Raw genomic sequence first — 15,470 nt, 5'->3', positions numbered from 1 at the left:
GCAGCCCGGCGGTCAGCGGCGCGGGCGCGTCGGTGAACCCGGTGAACCGGTAGGCGATCTCCATGATCCGGTTGCGCTCACCCGGCCGGAAGTCGGCGACCAGGTCCACCCCGGCCCGCGCCGCCTGGTCGGTCCCGCAGCAGGCAGGCAGTGGTCTCCGGAAGCGGGAAGCCGAACTGCGCGCTGCGCCCGCCCCCGTTCACCGGCGCCGGTCTTGAGGGCGGCGGGACCCGGCCGCAGCTGGGTGGGCAGCGGGCGCAGCCGCTCGATCCGGGCGTCGAGCAGTGCCGTGTAGGCGCTGGTGCGGTGCTCCTCGTGTTCCCAGGCGGCGAAGTCGGCGGGCTGGAGCGCGGGTGGCGGCAGGTCCGGTTCGGTGCCGGCCGCAGCCGCCGCGTACAGCTGTAACAGCTCCTCGACCAGGACCGACAGCGACCAGCCGTCCACTGAGATGTGGTGGAGACAGATCAGCAGGAGATCCTCGCCGGCCGGGTCGTGCCACAGGGAGCAGCGCAGCGGCGGTTCCTCGGTCAGTCGGAAGGGTTCCGCGGCGGCTGTGGTTGCTTCCCGGACGGCCCGTTCCGCGGCCTGCGGAACGCCGGTGAGGTCGACCACCCGAAGCGGTGCCGGGCCCGGTGGCAGGATCCGCTGCACCGGTTCGTCGTCACGCAGCGGGTAGTGGGTGCGCAGTGGTTCGTGCCGGGCAGGCAGAGCCGCCAGGGCGGTGCGGAGGGCCCGCACAGCGACCCGTCGCGGGAAGCGCAGGAGGAGCGGTACGGCGGAGGCGGAGAGGTGGGGGTCGGCGGCGTGCAAGAACCACAGGCCCCGTTGCGACGATGACAGAGGTGCCTCGATGGCGCCGCGCCGACGCAGGTCAGGGCGGCGGTCGGTGGCGGGGATCATGCGGGGAGTTCGGCGAGCTGTGCGGCGAGCAGGGAGGCGAATTCCGCCATGCTGTCGGCGAAGAGCAGGTCCGCCGGATTGAGCTCGACGCCGAACCGGTCGCGCAGCCGTGCAGTGGTCTGCAACGCCAGGATGGAGTTGCCGCCGAGATCCAGAAAGTTTTCGTCCGGGCCGACGCCCGGGAGCTGGAGGAGGTCCGCCACGACAGCGCGTACGGCCGTGAGCGGGTCGTTCTCGTCGCCGTCCGCGGGGACGGCGACGCCGGGTGCCGGGGTCCCGTCGGCGGATCCGGGCTCCGGCAGCCGGCCGCGGTCGATCTTCCCGGTGACGTGCATCGGCATCTCGGCCATGACGATCCAGCGGCCGGGCACCATGTACGCGGGCAGCGCCTCGCGGACCGCGACCGCGAGGCGGTCGGTCAGGTCGTCGGCCTGTGCTGCGGTACCAGCGGCGGGTCGCACGTAGGCCACGAGGCCGGCCCTGGCGCCCTCCCCGGTCTTCTCCACCGCCACGGCGGATGCCATACCCGTGGCCATGAGGGCGAGTTCGACCTCTTCGAGCTCGATGCGGAAGCCCCGCAGCTTGATCTGCCGGTCGATCCGCCCCAAGAACTCCAGCGCGCCGTCGGGGCGGCACCGGACCAGGTCCCCGGTGCGGTAGACGCGTTCACCGCCGGGCAGGGTGATGAACTTGCGGGCCGTCAGGGCCGGGTCGCCGAGGTATTCGGTGGCCAGCTGTGGTCCGCTGGCACAGAGTTCACCGACCTCGCCCGTCGGGACGGGCCGCGCGTCGGCGTCCAGGACGTGCAGGGTGCCCGGCTGGATGGGGAAGCCGATCGGGACACGCGTGACCTCCGCCGTCGACTGTGCCGTGCACACGAAGGCGGAGACCATGGTGGTGGCTTCGGTGGGACCATAGGTGTTCACCAGCCGGCGCGGCGGTTCGGCCGCGCACACCCGGCGGATCGTCACGGCGTCGGCCTGCTCGCCGCCGAACAGCAAGGTGTCCAGAGAGCGGAAGGCGGTCGGGTCCTCGCGGGCGATCATGTCGAACAGCGTGGTGGTCAGCATCATGGCGGTGATGCGGTGCTCGCGCAGCAGCCCGTCCCACGCCTGTACCGGGATGCTCGCGGGGCTGGGCAGGACGACCAGCGTCGCCCCGGCCACCAGGGTGTTCCAGATCTCGAAGGTCGTGACGTCGAACGCCGGGCTGGACAGGCCCGCCACCCGGTCTCCGGGACCGAGCGGGCAGTAGTGCGACGAGCGGACGTAGGAGGCGACCGCGCGATGGCTGATCACCACGCCCTTGGGGCGGCCGGTGGAACCGGAGGTGTACCCGACGAACATCGGTTTCCCGGCGTCGGTTCGGGCCGGAGCCGGCGGCCGAGAGGCTGGGGCCGCATCGGGCAGAGCCACCACTGCCGGGCCTGCCGGCGGCATCCAGCGGGTGCCCGGCCCTCGGACGACGGCGCGTGGCGCGCAGTCCTCCACCATGGTCCGCAGCCGCGCCTCGGGTACTGCTGGATCCAGCGGTACGTACGCGGCGCCCGCTCGCAGAACTCCCAGCGCGGCGACGGGCAGTTCGACGGACCGTTCCACCGCCAGGGCGACCAGGTCTCCCGGTGCCACCCCGGCCTCCGCGAGCGCCGCGGCCATCCAGCCGGCACGTTCCCACAGCTCGGCATAGGTCAGTGATCTGCCGGTGGTGTCGCGCAGCGCGCATTCCTCGGGCTGTTCCATCACGCGGCGGGCGACCAAGGCGCTGATCACAGATTCGCCAGCGAAGTAATTCGCATGTTCACAAGCGTCAACGACGCAGTCAGCGGACCGCAAAGTCGCCCCTCAGGCAGATCATCTTCTCGGCTCGAGTCATCTTTGATGGAGCCACGACCATCTGTCCACCGGTTTTACCAAGACACCCCACGGCGGGTCCGAAACGTCCGCGGTGAGCCGGAGTCGGGGCAGGTGACGGTGACCACAGCTCGGTAGTGGTGACCTCGTGAGTCGTGGCCGGCAGAGGGCTTTGGCCGCCGCGAAATGCTATCCGGCACGACGGCTGCCGGACTGACGTATCGCGGCATGCACATGGAGCTCAGGGCGCTGTGATGAGGCCTCCGCCCAGTCGGCGGTGGACGCCTGCGTCCGTGAGGGGGCCCGGACGGCCGAGTCGTCGTAGCGGAAGCTCACACCGCGGGCACCCCCTGGTGACTTGGAGGCCTGCTGGGAGACCGCTGATGCACAGGTCGCGTGAGGTGTTTGCCCTCATGACCGACACCACCCCCGACAGCACACCGACGCAGGACCCCACCCCCGAACCACTGGCCAGGCTGACCGGGCTGACCGACGCACAAGCCGCCATCTACACCGAACTGATCGGCCTCACCGAGCCGGCTACGGTCATCGAAATCGCCCTCGCCGCAGGCGTCGGCAAGTCCACCGCTGGAAGGGCACTGCCCCTGCTGGAGCAGCGCGGCCTGGCCGTACATACCCCCGGCGGGCACAACGGTCCGTGCCGCGTGCCCGACGTCTGGTATCCCACACCCCTTGCACCTGCCCCCGTAGACATCAACGGCGAAGTGACCCGTCAGGCACCTGTGGATCCCCAGCCTGAACCCTCCATCGCCGACACCCCGGAGCCGGACAGCGACAACGCAGTCCACGGGGAAACCCCGCACGACGAGCCCGCACCGGAGCCCCCAACCGCGCCGGATTCCGACAGCACGGACACCACCACCGGAGAGGACGACAACGCACCCCAGGCGGCAGTGCCCCCACAGGACACCGCGCACAGCGGGGGCAACGACAGCAGCGACAACGGCTTGCGAACGAGGACGACAACGACGCCTCCACCTCGGAGGAACACCCCGAACCGCAGCCGGTGCTGACGCAACCGATCACTCTGTCAGATCACAAGAAGCGGCTCGCCCCCCGGAGCGCTGCGACAGATGGTCATCGACCACCTGCAAGCACAACCCGCCGAAGCATTCACCGCCACCAAGTTTGTGCGTGTGCCTCTGCCCCATTGCGCTGTGCTGGGGGTGGCGATGGGGCAGCGTTTACCGCGCAGGGTTTTGAGTCGTTCCCCGGTGGTGTCGATGACCCAGAACGTCCAGCCGCTCCGGTTGGGGGCTACCCATGGCCGGAGTCACCCTCGCCAGCTGCGAGTGGATCAAGAAGAGTCAGCCGCTCTGCCTGATCGGCGATTCCGGCACCATCACTGCTCGCCGTTCAGCATCGAATACATGAACATGTCCCGCCGGTCGGTCCCCACCTGCTGCCAGCCACGCAGCAGCCCTTCACGCTGGAACCCCGCGCGCTCGGCAGTGCGCACGGAACCCGTGTTCCACGGCTCGACATACAGCTCAAGCCGAGGAATTCGCAATTCGCTCAAGGCCCAGTCGCCGACGGCGCCGACCGAGGCCACGGCCGCCCCCTGCCCACGCGCCGACTCAACGACCCAGTAACCCAACGATGCCCGACCCTGCCCCAGGTCCTTCAGCCAAAGCCCCACGTTGCCGACCGGCCGACCATCAGCGCTCACAATGACGAACGGATACCCAGTCCTCGCGGACGCCCGACCCCACTGCCGTTCGATGAACGCGACAGCTGCCGACTCTGAATAGGGCGAGGGCACGGTGGTGATCAACGGGATGTAATCGTCCTCGGACGCCTCGCGGACAAGCTGAAGGTCCGAAAGGCGCCACGGCCGAAGACTGAACCCCGCACCAGCAGCGAGTTCGGGCACGTCAAGTGGTTGCTCCATCCGCTCATGCTGCCGTGACACGAGACCGGCCGCACGCAGATATTCACGCCCGTTCCGCGCTCTGCTATCCCCGACAGAGCGACGAACCGCGCTGGTCCCGGTGACGTCGTTTCTCGTGAACATCCGGGAGCCCGCCGACCGCCAATCGCTGTGGAAACTCGTGACCGCTCTCATCCAATCGAGGCGTTTACTCAGCGAACCGAGTCGTTTGGCCTTCCGTCTCACTGAACCTGGCCGTGCGGGTGATCGCACCCGTGGCCCTGTCACTGTGGCCAGTGCCACGCCTGTTCGGGGAAGTCGTCGATGATGGCCGCGACGGTTTCCGCGAGGGAAAGGAGATCCTCGTAGGTTTTGCGTCCGTACGTCCACCCGATCATGCGGTTCCCCTCGATGCGCCAACCGAGCCGGGCGTCGTGCATGAGCCGCTCCAGGTCGTCTGTGTTGATGAGAGCTGCGAAGTCGAAATCCTCTGAGCAGCACTGGACGAGGTGGGTGCCGATCTCTTTCAGATCACTGTGCCAGCCTGGTGTGCGCGGGAGTGCGGGACGCTTTTGCCGCCCGGTCGGCGTGAGTCGGTTGCTTGTGAAGGCGGTAGCCGGAAGGGCGCGAGGCAAGGGGAGCACGGCCACGGAGTACGTCACTGTGACGATCGCCCGATTGCTGCCGCCGGTGCGATGCCATCGTGCACGACGTCAGGGTCTTCACCGGCGCCTTCGACCACCGTGACGTGGAGACGGCGCGACGCACCTGCCCCGGCCGCCGCCCCGTCCTCGGGCGTACCTGGCCATCGCGGTCCGCAAAATCGGTTCGCTCACTTCACGCCGTTGTCGGCGACACAACGGACGGCATCGATCATCTGCTGGTGGCAGTACCCCTCGGGCAGGCCGCCGCGACCCGGAAGCCAGGTCGGCACCGGCAGTGCCGCCCGGATCCTGCCCTTCCGCCTCCGTCATGTCGGGGCCGCAGCACGGGGCGCGGCCGGGTCCGTCCACCGTGTTGCCGAACCCGTGCGCGAGGCAGCCATACGACGGAGAAGGCCCGTTGCACTCCGCGGATGCGAGCGCGGAAAACCGCGGTGTGTGGCCGTCCACCTCGCTTGGGACGCAGGTCGCGCCGTCGCGTCGCCTGAGCGGTTCACGGTGCCGGCGCGACACTGTGTCGGGGCGTAGCAACTGTAGGAGATGTCCTGGCTTGTGCTTGATCAGGCGGTAGATTGCGTTCTGCGATGATAAATGAGTAAAACTAAACCTGGTTGCCTGAGGAATGCACTGTCCGGAATTAATCGTTGACGTTGCGATCACGCCATGGTTGCCTATCGAACGAAATGAGCACGACCGATCAGGCAAAGAAAACGGGAATACCGTGGATCGATTTACGCACATAGCCTCTGCCGTTGACCGTAGCGTCAACGATGCTCCTGCTCCTCCCCACCCAAGCAGTTGCCGGCACGTAAGCGTACGACGAAATTCTAGGGCCCCGTTATTTGGGAAGCCTTGACGATTCAGGTTGCAACGGGAGTACGCGGCGCCGGAAACCCTCAAGGTCGTGTCAGGCAAGGAGACTTGCCCTCCGACCGCTCCGGGGTCACCTGATCGGCGCGCCGGGGGCGAAAAGACATGCACAGCTGTCATGCCTACCGCGCTGCGTGCATCCACCGCAGCCAAGACGTCCCGCGCCGGCGCCGCGCAGGCAGTCCAGGTGTCTTTAGTATCGCCAGGTGTCTTTACTGTCGCAAGTAGTCCAGGGTAAACCCCGGCCAATTGGGCTTCTGTCTTCGTGGAAAGCCGGCGAAAATTCACCCTCCGCGGCGAGCAGCAGGAAGAGCTCGGGACAGCCATCCTTGATGTCAGCTTGAGTGCCACCATAAAACCTCGCTCAGACACTTGGAAGGAAGGCCCAGCGGTCGATTTGACCAGGCCCAAAGGGTAAGTCAAGACCCTTGCTGTGGCAGCGCGGCCCCGCCGAGCCACGTATCTCTGAGACACCTCGAAGTGGCGAACGGGTGCGCATGCTGTGGTGAATCTTTCGGCCGCCGGTTGCGTTCTCCAGACGGAAGTCCCTGCCGCTGGAAACGCGGGCAGAGGAGCCGTGACGGGACATTCAAAATCCAGCCACGCTATTGCCATCCTTACGTTCGACACGGTGACCACAAGAAAGGTTGGCGTTAATGGGAGAGGTCGCGGAAAACTGGCCGAGCAAGGACGCTTCCGGGGTACTCGCCCCGGATGAGCCCTATACGAACCTGGATCCCCTCGCTGCGGAGACGCGGTTATGGAATGCGGAAGGCGATGGGGAAACTCCCGTGCCGGACGACACCTCGTGGCGCGCTCCTCAGGCGATACCGGCCCTCGCGGGCGTACGGGCCGGCGTCGACGCCGTGTTGAAGGAATTCATGCGTGAGAAGGAGGCCGCTGCGGAGCGGGAGAACTTGCCTGCCCCCTTCGTTGAGGTCGTGGCCGACTTCCTGGCCGCAGGCGGAAAGCGACTGCGGCCGCTGCTGTGCATCACCGGTTGGCACGCCGCTGTCGGCGAGCAGACTCCGCCACCGGCCGTCATCCGTGTGGCGGCCGCGCTGGAGATGTTCCACGCCTTCGCTCTCATCCACGACGACGTGATGGATCAGAGCTCGATCCGTCGTGGAGAGCCGACCGTGCACCGAGCTCTGGCCGGCCGGCGCATGGCATCGGGTGACAGTCCCAAGGCAGCCGAGCGGTTCGGGGTCGGTGGCGCCATCCTGGTCGGCGACCTCGCGCTGACCTGGTCCGACGAACTCATCCACACCGCGGGTCTCGCACCCACCGAGCTCACCGGTCTCCTGCCCCTGCTCGACGTGATGCGCGCGGAGATCATGTACGGGCAGTACCTTGACCTCGCCGCCACCGGATTTCCCACCGATGATGTCGAGCGGGCCCTGACCATCGCGCGTTACAAGACCTCCAAGTACAGCATCGAGCGCCCCCTGCACATCGGCGCCGTCCTCGCCGGGGCCGACCACGACCTCCTCGATGAGCTCACCGCCTACGCGCTGCCGCTCGGCGAGGCATTCCAGCTCCGTGACGATCTGCTCGGCGCTTTCGGAGACTCCGCCGAGACCGGGAAATCGCGCATGGACGACCTGCGCGACGGCAAACACACCGCGCTCGTCGCGCTCGCTTTGCGTGCTGCTTCGGGGCGTTCCGCTGACCTGCTGCGCGATCTGCTCGGCCGGGCGGACCTCACCGATGCTCAGGCCGAGCAGGTCCGGGCCGTCCTGATCGAGACCGGTGCGCGGGCCGGTATCGAGGACATGATCGCCCGGCACCGGGACAGCGTCAAAAAGCTGCTGGCCGACCCTGGTCCGATCCACCCGGGCGCCCTGCCGGTCCTGCACCACTTGGCGGACTCGGCCACCCGACGAAGCGTGTGACGCAGGCCGGGATTCGTTACCACCTTCATCGACGAAAGCAGGAGCGTATGACAGTCATCGACACCGTACCGACCGCGCCGAAAGCGCTTCCTCTGCTCGGCCACAGCCTGCCTTTGCTCCGGGATCCGCAGAAGTTCCTGGGTTCTCTATCCCCTCTCGGCGATCTCGTACGCATTCGTGTGGGCCCCATAGGAATGGTCGTGGTGTGCGACGCGGATCTCACTCAGCAGGTTCTCCGCGACGACCGCACATTCGACAAGGGCGGGGTGCTCTTCGACCGCGTCCGCGAAGTCCTGGGCAACGGTCCGGGATCCTGTCCGTACCAGGGGCACCGGCGGCTGCGGCGGCTGCTTCAGCCTGCGTTCCATGGCGCCCGGCTGCCTGCTTATGCCGAGGTGATGAGCAGTCACGTCGAGGAAGTGGTGAGCTCCTGGCGCGACGGGCAGGTCGTGGACGTGCCCGGCGAGATCATGAAGGCCACCAACAGGATTCTCATGACCGCCGCCTTCTCGGACACCTTGGCTGACGAGACGCTTGAGCAGATGATCAGCGATGTCGCGGTCGTTTTCGAAGGCTTCTACCGGCAGATGTTCATGCCGGCATGGTTGACCCGGCTCCCGGTGCCGGGGAACCGCTCGTTCCTCAAGGCGAAGGAACGCCTCACCGCGACCACCCATGAGATCATCACGCGCCGCCGCGAAAGTGGCGTCGACCACGGTGATCTGCTGTCCGCCCTGGTATCCGCTCGTGATGCGGAAAGCAGCAACCAACGCCTCAGCAACGACGAGATATCGGACGCTGTCATCTCGTTCCTGTTCGCCGGAGGTGAATCGTCAGCGACGGTTGTCGCATGGGCACTTCACGCTCTTGGCCAGAACCCGGAGGTGCAACGGCGGTTGCATGAGGAGGTCGACCAGGTCCTCGCCGGTCGGACGGCCACCTACGACGACGTGTCCCAGCTGGAATACACCGACCGCGTCATCAAGGAGACGTTGCGGCTGTACTCACCCGGCTGGTTCCTGACGAGGAAATCGACCGCCGACGCCACCTTGGGGGAGCACCGGATTCCCGCCGGCACCACCATTGCCTACAGCCCCTACATCGTTCACCGCAGCGCTGAGCACTTCACTCAGCCCGCTGCCTTCGACCCCGATAGGTGGGATGCGTCCAACGGCAACGAGCTGCCGCCCCGTCATGCCATGGTCGCGTTCGGCAGTGGGGCACGCAAATGCATCGGTGACAAGTTCGCCATCGTCGAGGCGGTTATCACCCTGGCAACCATTGTCGCCCGGTGGAAGCTGGAACCTGTGCCGGATGTCGAGGTCAGGCCCGCCCTCGGAAGCGTGATGACGCCGCGTCGGCTCCCCATGCGCCTTGCCGCCCGGGATGTCGCCGAGCACCTCGCGGCCTCGTGACATCCGCGGAGAGCGACGACCACGCAGGACATCGTAAGGAGCTCGTCATCACCATGGGAAAATCCACGGTTCAGCCGCGTCTTGAGTCGCTGGCACAACTGCGGCACAGCCTGACGCAAGGGGAAGGCGCCACGGAAAGTCCTCATTACGAGGAAGTGAGAAACAGCGACTTCTACCCCGGCATCTTCGCCCGCGGCCGTTTCCCGCAGAGTGAAGAGCCGAGGATCATCGCTGCGGACTATGTGCTGTGTGCGGCGTTGTGCTGGCCGGCGTGCGGCCGTGAGGCGTTGTGGGATTTCTCGGCGATCAGTCTGGTCTTCGTCGAGCGCGACGATGTCATCGACGCGGATGGTGACAGCGATGTGCGCGGGATGCTCAAGGCTTGCATCGCGGACGCGGAGTCGGCCTTCACCACCACGAACGAAGAACGATTCGGTCCGCTGATGAAGGTCATCTGGGATCGGCTGCGGGGCTACGTCCCCCCCGGGCAACTGGACCGCCTCACCAGGACGGTACTTGACTACTTCCACGGCTGCGTCGAAACCGCCGAACGACGCACGGCCGCGGAAACCTACGAAGACCTTGACGCATACCTGGAGGCCCGACGCCGCACCATCGGGCAGGCCATCGACCACATCCTCATCGAGATCAGCCTCGGTATCGACCTTTCCGCCGAGTGCGAGAACCCGCTCCTTCAGTCCCTCCACACGTGTGACATCGACCGGGTGATCCTCCTGCAGGATCTCCAGTCCTTACACAAGGAGATCCTGGCCGGTGAGGGAGAGGAAAACGCTGTGAGCGTCATCGCTCGCAGCCGGAACATCACCACGATGGAGGCCGCGCAGCTGACGATCGAACGCTTCGAGACCACTATGGACCGACACGCCGAGTTGTCCGCCCAGCTGATCAAGGAAACCGGCAGCAGCAGCATCTCCCGATACGTGAACGGGATGAACCGATTCGTCGCCGGACTCATTTCCTGGAACGCGAGGTCCCCGCGATACGGCGGACACAGCGCGTGAGCTTGGACTCCCGTCTCCACCGGTCTGAGCGTCCACGGTCTCAGCGCGGATCTCCTGATGAGCTCAGGACAGGGCGCTCACGGCGCGGAACCACTGTGTCCGCGCAGAGCCGTCATTCGTATATCCCCCTCAGCTGTTGAGTCGTCGTAGGGCCGGGCGACCGATGCTGCTGCCTGTCAGCAGCCATACCCACCACGAAAGCCGTACCCGGTACCCAGGCGGGCGCGCGCCCTACGACTGGCCAGATCCGGCTGAAGAAAGGAGGCACACGATATGGCTGCCGCTGCCACCAACAGTTCCGGTTCCCCGATGAACGCGACCGCCGCCGGGCCGGGGCAGGCTGCTCGTTGCCTCCGAGCTGTCCGTCGACGGCCGTAAGACCGACTGTCCTGCAGGCGAGCCCGCGCCCATTCTGCGCGGGGGTGGAGCGGGCGATCGAGGTCGTCATGAGAGCGCTCGAGAGGCGGCAGAGCCGGTGTACGTCCGGAAGCAGAGCGTGCACAACCAGGCTGTGTGTAAGACCATGTAGGACGCGGTCTTAAACACGGCCTGGATATCGCCGACGACAACGTGGAGACGGGGCACTCGGCCAAGTCCCGGGACGCCGTGGTGTTCCTCATGGCGCAGGCGGCCCGGCTCGGCGTCGCCGACCTCGTCTGGGAGCGGATCAGGCGTGGTGCAACGGCCCTGCGCATGGCCTACGTTGTGCTGATGCAGGGGCGCCTCAAGATTGCCCTCACTCAGGTGCCGAACCGGGCGCCGAACCGTACCCCCCATGCCCACAGCAGGTGATTTCCGCATGCCCACCAACCCCTCCAGCGCCATCAGCGCCATCCTGGAAAGGGAGTTCCCACAGATCCGCGTCACGTCGGTCCACCCCCTCGACAAGGGCTACACGAGCAAGCAGTGGGTGGCCGACACCGACCAGAGCCGACTGCTGGTCAAGGTGCCGCAGCGCGAACGGGACCCCGAGCACCTGCGGCGCCTGATGGCCGCAGCGCAGGTGGCGGCCGAGCACGGCATCCCGGTGGTCCGCTACCGGCAGCTCGTCCCCCACGAGCCGGCCGTGGACGGCCCGCTGGTCATCCAGGAGTTCCAGGAAGGCGACGCCGCGGGGGACGTATGGGAAGCCCTCGGCCCGGAGCAGCGGCTGACGCTGGTCCGCGACCTCGGCGACGTCGTCGGACGGCTGCACGCCATCAAGGGCCCGCACTACGGCGACGTGCTCGGCGGTACCACCGCGCCGACGCTGCGGCAGGCCGTCGAGGCAGAGGTGGAGGCGCTGCTGCCGCAGGCCGACCTGACGCTGATCGGCGACGCCGACGCCCTGCGGACCGCCGTCGGCGCCGCCCTGGCGCGGCTGGACGACGCGGCGAACGTCCCGGCCCTCACCCATGGCGACCTGTGGCTGCCGAACTTCCTCGTCCGCGACGGACGGATCAGTTGCGTCCTGGACTTCGAACACGCCCTGTACGCCGACCGGTTCCGCGACTTCGGCAAGCGTCATCACGCGTGAAATCACGATAGCCAGGGGCCTGTTCGCCCCGGGCCATCTGGGGGAACTCACCCAGATCGTGCGGTTCGACATGGTCGATGCAGCTCTCGCCGAGGCCGGTGCGAGGCAGCGGCGGCTGCGGAATCTTCCCGCCCGGGTGGTGGTCTACCTGTTGCCGGCGGCCGCCCTGTTTGAGGAGTGCGGCTACCTGGCCGTCTGGCACAAGCTCACCGCCGCGCTGGAGACGTTGCCGGTCCCGAAGATCACCGGGGCGGGACTGCGGAACGCTCGGACCCGGCTCGGAGTACGCCCGATGCGGGCCCTGTTCGACCTGCTGCGCGGGCCGGCCTCGGCGATCCGCACCCCTGGAGCCCGCTTCAAGGGTCTGCTGGCCGTCGCGATCGACGGCACCTACCTCGACGTCCCCAACAGCCTTTCTTCAGGGCGTGGTGGAGGTGGACCGGTCAGTCCTTTGCCGACTGTCTCCCGGAGGTTTTGGCTGCGCGGACGAGCGCTGCGGCCGCCAGGAACAGCGGCCAGATCAGAAACCAGCCGGTGAGGGCAAGCAAGACGAGGATGATCCCGAACGCCGCGACAGCGCTGACCACGCCCGCCCGGCTCGTGCCTTGCAGGAGTCGGACCCCGGCGGCTGAGCCGATGGCGTAGACGGCGCCGAGGCATGCCGTCGTACTCAGCACCAGCGGTTGCACGTCCATCCTCGTGGCTGCGGCGACGGCGAACACGCTGCCCGAGATCCCCGCCACCACCAGAAGGCTTCGCCGCGGCACCGCGCCTGGCTCCGCGCCCGCCGAGAGACGGGACGGCAGGGAACCGTCCCGGGCCAGGCCGGCGCCGAGCTTCGCGGTGGCGGTCACATAGGCATTGATCGTGCCGAGGGTGATCAGCAGCGCGACCACGCTCGCGATCAGCGGCCCCGAGCCGCCCAGGCCGCTCTGCAGCAGCGAGGCCAGCGGGGTCGAACTCGTCCCGGCCGCACTCCCCAGAACCAGGACGGTCACCGCCGCCAGGCTCAGATACAACACGCCGACAACGATCAGCGCCCCGGCGGTAGCGCGCTTCACATCGCGTTCCGGGCGCGCGAATTCAGCGGAAAGGTGGGTGACGGTCTCCCACCCGGTGAACGACCAGACCAGCAGTGCACCCGCAGAGCCGACCGCCCCCCATCCATGCGGGGCGAACGGATGCAGGTTGGACAGCCGGACGTACGGCAGTGCCACCGCGACCGTCAGGACGAGCAGGAGCGCCAGCGCCCCCGACAGGACGAGCTGGACTCTCCCGGAAACGCGTACCCCGAAGACGTTGGCCACGAAGCCGAACACGAGGAGTGCCGCCGCATAGCTGACCGTTGCCCACCAGCCGCCGCCTGTCGTTCGAGTCAGGTAGGAGGCGCCGAAGAAGGCCAGCGCCGGAATGCCGACCGGTGCGCCCAGGTAGAACCACCAGCCGACAACGTCCGCAGCCCGATCTCCGAAGGCCCGCCGCACGTAGGTCGACACCCCACCGGAGTCGGGGAAGCGCGCCGCGAGTGCGGCGAAAGTCGCAGCGAGCGGTACCGACATCACGACGAGCCCCAGCCATGACAGCAACGACGCCGGTCCGGCCTGTTTGGCCGCAAGGCCGGGCAACGCCAGGACTCCGGTCCCGAGCACCGCCCCTACGTAGAGGGCGATCCCCTGTGCGAGGTTCAGCCCATGGCGACGGTGTCGTTCCCGTCGGTCTTCGACGACCCGCACGTCCTGCTCAGTCCGCGACATCTGGCCTCCCTGGCTATGGCTACCCGCAGACTATGGGCGTCCACTGCCGATTGGACAGGGAGATCATTAAGGGTATTCCTTGTTTCGCTGTTGAATTATTCGCATAATTGACTGATGGCTATTGATTTGAAAGACGACCTTGATGTCACCGACTGGCGGATCCTGGCCGAGCTCCAGGAGAACGCCCGCATCAGCTTCAGTGAACTGGGCCGCCGGATCGCTCTGACCCCACCCGCGGTCGCCGAGCGGGTCAGGCGCCTGGAACAGCGGGGCATCATCGAGGGCTACCAGGCGCGGCTCAATTTGGACCGGCTGGGCCTGCCGATCCTCGCCTTCGTCAACATCCGCTATCCCACGAGCGACTTCCGTGACTATGCGGGCATCCTCCACGACTGCCCGGAGGTCCTGGAGTGCCACCACGTAACGGGCAGCGACTGCTTCGTCGCCAAGGTCGCGGCGCAGTCCATGGCGCATCTGGAAGAGGTCACCTCGCGAATCGCCCGGATCGGCTCGACGACGACCATGGTCGTGTACTCGACGAGCGTGCGCAGTCGTGTGATCACTGAAGCGCTCATCTCGCCAACGGACGAGGTCAGTTGAGGTCCGGTAGCGGGCTTTTGAGCGCCCTCCCTCCTGATGCAGGAGGGAGGTTCTGGTGTGAGGTCGCCGGGGGTGTGAGCGGGCCGGTCGGAGGCTGTGATCGTCGCGGTTGATCGTCCGTCAGCCTGGTGGAGGAAGACGGGGAACGAGCGGAACGGCCTCTGATCAGTCGGCCGCCACTCGCAGTTGGTGATGTGTCCGCGGTCGGCCCTGGCTGATTTTTATCGGCGTGCTGATGTGTGAGCGCGGCGCGCGATGGCGAACTCACCAGGGCCGTTACCCCCGGGCGCCGTCTTCGTGATCTGTTCCTGGCGAGGCCCGTGCTACAGACTTCGTGTGCTCCGCCAGTACACCCGAACGCCCTTCTCACCTGGAGGAACTCATGGTGGCCTTACGCGCATCCGTCGCAACCGTTGCCGCTGCCGGCCTGCTGGCTCTCCTGCCCGGTACCGCGCTGGCGGCCCCGGTCGCGCTCGATGACGGCAGCTTCGAATACCCGACCGCGCCTGCGAACTCCTTCAGTGAGCTGACGGCGGGGCAGTCCATCGGTCCCTGGACGGTCGACAGTGGTTCGGTGGACCTGATCGGCAGCGGCTTTTGGCAGGCGGCTGACGGGGGGCAGTCCGTCGATCTCAACGGCGCGGGCCCAGGCAAGGTGTCGCAGACCTTCGCGACGACAGCGGGCAAGACGTACACGGTCTCCTACGCGCTGGCCGGCAACCCGGCGGGCAATCAGGGCGTGAAGACAGGTCAGGTGCTCATTGACGGGCAGAACTTCCAGGACTTCTCGTTCGACACCACGGGCAAGACATTTGCCCGGATGGGTTACGTGGGGCGTCAGGTGACGTTCGTGGCCACCGGTGCCTCCACGACCTTGTCGTTCACCAGCACCACTGCCGGCGGTGCCTACGGTCCGGTGATCGACAACGTGAGGGTCGGGTCCTGCTGCCCCTGCTCTTCCTGCTCCGGCTGACCGAAGCCCCGACGGCTCGTCCGCGAGCGAGCCGCCGACCGTGGCCGACAGGCTGACTCGAGGCCGGACCCGAGGAGGCGACGCCGTACGCGAACGTGATCCTGCGGTGCGGCGTGCTGTGC

At 67.1% G+C, this 15,470-nt stretch carries 14 protein-coding genes; 9 read left to right on the top strand and 5 right to left on the bottom strand.

The features are described from left to right. Positions 1–12: 12 nt before the first annotated feature. Together ACWGJY_RS27075 and ACWGJY_RS27070 are read right to left on the bottom strand one after the other, a co-directional pair. Entirely contained in the window at positions 13–900 is an 888-nt protein-coding gene (locus tag ACWGJY_RS27075; RefSeq protein ID WP_453263457.1) for a condensation domain-containing protein, read from the bottom strand. Then, positions 897–2,669: a non-ribosomal peptide synthetase gene (locus ACWGJY_RS27070; protein WP_453263456.1), complete on the bottom strand. Its 1,773-nt coding sequence runs from the start codon at positions 2,667–2,669 to the stop codon at positions 897–899. The genes ACWGJY_RS27075 and ACWGJY_RS27070 overlap by 4 nt, the downstream gene beginning before the upstream one ends. A gap of 494 nt (positions 2,670–3,163) precedes the next feature. Between ACWGJY_RS27070 and ACWGJY_RS27065 the strand changes: the two genes are divergently transcribed. Next, on the top strand, positions 3,164–3,784 hold the full coding sequence (locus tag ACWGJY_RS27065) for a hypothetical protein (protein WP_453263455.1): 621 nt from the start codon (positions 3,164–3,166) through the stop codon (positions 3,782–3,784). A 329-nt stretch (positions 3,785–4,113) separates the two neighbouring features. On the opposite strand, the gene ACWGJY_RS27060 is transcribed toward ACWGJY_RS27065, so the two are convergent. Both ACWGJY_RS27060 and ACWGJY_RS27055 read right to left on the bottom strand, forming a co-directional pair. Further along, positions 4,114–4,662: a GNAT family N-acetyltransferase gene (locus ACWGJY_RS27060; RefSeq protein ID WP_453263454.1), complete on the bottom strand. Its 549-nt coding sequence runs from the start codon at positions 4,660–4,662 to the stop codon at positions 4,114–4,116. 263 nt (positions 4,663–4,925) lie between these two features. Next, positions 4,926–5,291: a hypothetical protein gene (locus tag ACWGJY_RS27055; RefSeq protein WP_453263453.1), complete on the bottom strand. Its 366-nt coding sequence runs from the start codon at positions 5,289–5,291 to the stop codon at positions 4,926–4,928. Positions 5,292–6,964: 1,673 nt separating this feature from the next. On the opposite strand from ACWGJY_RS27055, the gene ACWGJY_RS27050 reads away from it, so the two are divergent. The 6 genes from ACWGJY_RS27050 to ACWGJY_RS27025 all read left to right on the top strand — a co-directional run bounded on the left by ACWGJY_RS27050 (position 6,965) and on the right by ACWGJY_RS27025 (position 12,559). Beyond that, positions 6,965–8,068 carry a polyprenyl synthetase family protein gene (locus ACWGJY_RS27050; RefSeq protein ID WP_453263452.1) on the top strand — a complete coding sequence of 368 codons (1,104 nt, stop codon included), beginning with the start codon at positions 6,965–6,967 and terminating at the stop codon, positions 8,066–8,068. Positions 8,069–8,115: 47 nt separating this feature from the next. Continuing rightward, positions 8,116–9,483 carry a cytochrome P450 gene (locus ACWGJY_RS27045; protein ID WP_453263451.1) on the top strand — a complete coding sequence of 456 codons (1,368 nt, stop codon included), beginning with the start codon at positions 8,116–8,118 and terminating at the stop codon, positions 9,481–9,483. Between the two features lie 53 nt (positions 9,484–9,536). Next, entirely contained in the window at positions 9,537–10,505 is a 969-nt protein-coding gene (locus ACWGJY_RS27040) for a terpene synthase family protein (RefSeq protein WP_453263450.1), read from the top strand. 570 nt (positions 10,506–11,075) lie between these two features. Then, on the top strand, positions 11,076–11,297 hold the full coding sequence (locus ACWGJY_RS27035; RefSeq protein ID WP_453263449.1) for a hypothetical protein: 222 nt from the start codon (positions 11,076–11,078) through the stop codon (positions 11,295–11,297). Positions 11,298–11,304: 7 nt separating this feature from the next. Further along, positions 11,305–12,021, top strand: coding sequence for a phosphotransferase family protein (locus tag ACWGJY_RS27030; protein ID WP_453263448.1), 717 nt, complete (start codon positions 11,305–11,307; stop codon positions 12,019–12,021). Next, on the top strand, positions 12,011–12,559 hold the full coding sequence (locus ACWGJY_RS27025) for a transposase domain-containing protein (protein WP_453263471.1): 549 nt from the start codon (positions 12,011–12,013) through the stop codon (positions 12,557–12,559). Before ACWGJY_RS27030 ends, ACWGJY_RS27025 begins: the two co-directional genes overlap by 11 nt. Here ACWGJY_RS27025 and ACWGJY_RS27020 read toward each other — a convergent pair. After that, complete coding sequence (locus tag ACWGJY_RS27020) at positions 12,465–13,775, bottom strand: APC family permease (RefSeq protein WP_453263447.1); 1,311 nt, start codon at positions 13,773–13,775, stop codon at positions 12,465–12,467. The genes ACWGJY_RS27025 and ACWGJY_RS27020 overlap by 95 nt on opposite strands. 114 nt (positions 13,776–13,889) lie before the next feature. On the opposite strand from ACWGJY_RS27020, the gene ACWGJY_RS27015 reads away from it, so the two are divergent. After that, complete coding sequence (locus ACWGJY_RS27015) at positions 13,890–14,375, top strand: Lrp/AsnC family transcriptional regulator (protein WP_453263446.1); 486 nt, start codon at positions 13,890–13,892, stop codon at positions 14,373–14,375. A 382-nt stretch (positions 14,376–14,757) separates the two neighbouring features. Further along, a complete protein-coding gene (locus ACWGJY_RS27010) occupies positions 14,758–15,348 on the top strand; it encodes a choice-of-anchor C family protein (RefSeq protein WP_453263445.1) in 591 nt (196 codons plus the stop codon). Positions 15,349–15,470: the final 122 nt, after the last annotated feature.

The organism is Streptomyces sp. NPDC054765, from assembly GCF_053612065.1.
This window is presented reverse-complemented; position numbering and strand designations above follow the sequence as displayed.

What these genes read in the sequence shown, in the direction of transcription:
- ACWGJY_RS27075 (WP_453263457.1), bottom strand. Translation starts at nt 900, where the DNA reads ATGATCCCCGCCACCGACCGCCGCCCTGACCTGCGTCGGCGCGGCGCC.
- ACWGJY_RS27065 (WP_453263455.1), top strand. Translation starts at nt 3,164, where the DNA reads ATGACCGACACCACCCCCGACAGCACACCGACGCAGGACCCCACCCCC.
- ACWGJY_RS27060 (WP_453263454.1), bottom strand. Translation starts at nt 4,662, where the DNA reads ATGGAGCAACCACTTGACGTGCCCGAACTCGCTGCTGGTGCGGGGTTC.
- ACWGJY_RS27045 (WP_453263451.1), top strand. Translation starts at nt 8,116, where the DNA reads ATGACAGTCATCGACACCGTACCGACCGCGCCGAAAGCGCTTCCTCTG.
- ACWGJY_RS27040 (WP_453263450.1), top strand. Translation starts at nt 9,537, where the DNA reads ATGGGAAAATCCACGGTTCAGCCGCGTCTTGAGTCGCTGGCACAACTG.
- ACWGJY_RS27030 (WP_453263448.1), top strand. Translation starts at nt 11,305, where the DNA reads ATGCCCACCAACCCCTCCAGCGCCATCAGCGCCATCCTGGAAAGGGAG.
- ACWGJY_RS27020 (WP_453263447.1), bottom strand. Translation starts at nt 13,775, where the DNA reads ATGTCGCGGACTGAGCAGGACGTGCGGGTCGTCGAAGACCGACGGGAA.
- ACWGJY_RS27015 (WP_453263446.1), top strand. Translation starts at nt 13,890, where the DNA reads ATGGCTATTGATTTGAAAGACGACCTTGATGTCACCGACTGGCGGATC.
- ACWGJY_RS27010 (WP_453263445.1), top strand. Translation starts at nt 14,758, where the DNA reads ATGGTGGCCTTACGCGCATCCGTCGCAACCGTTGCCGCTGCCGGCCTG.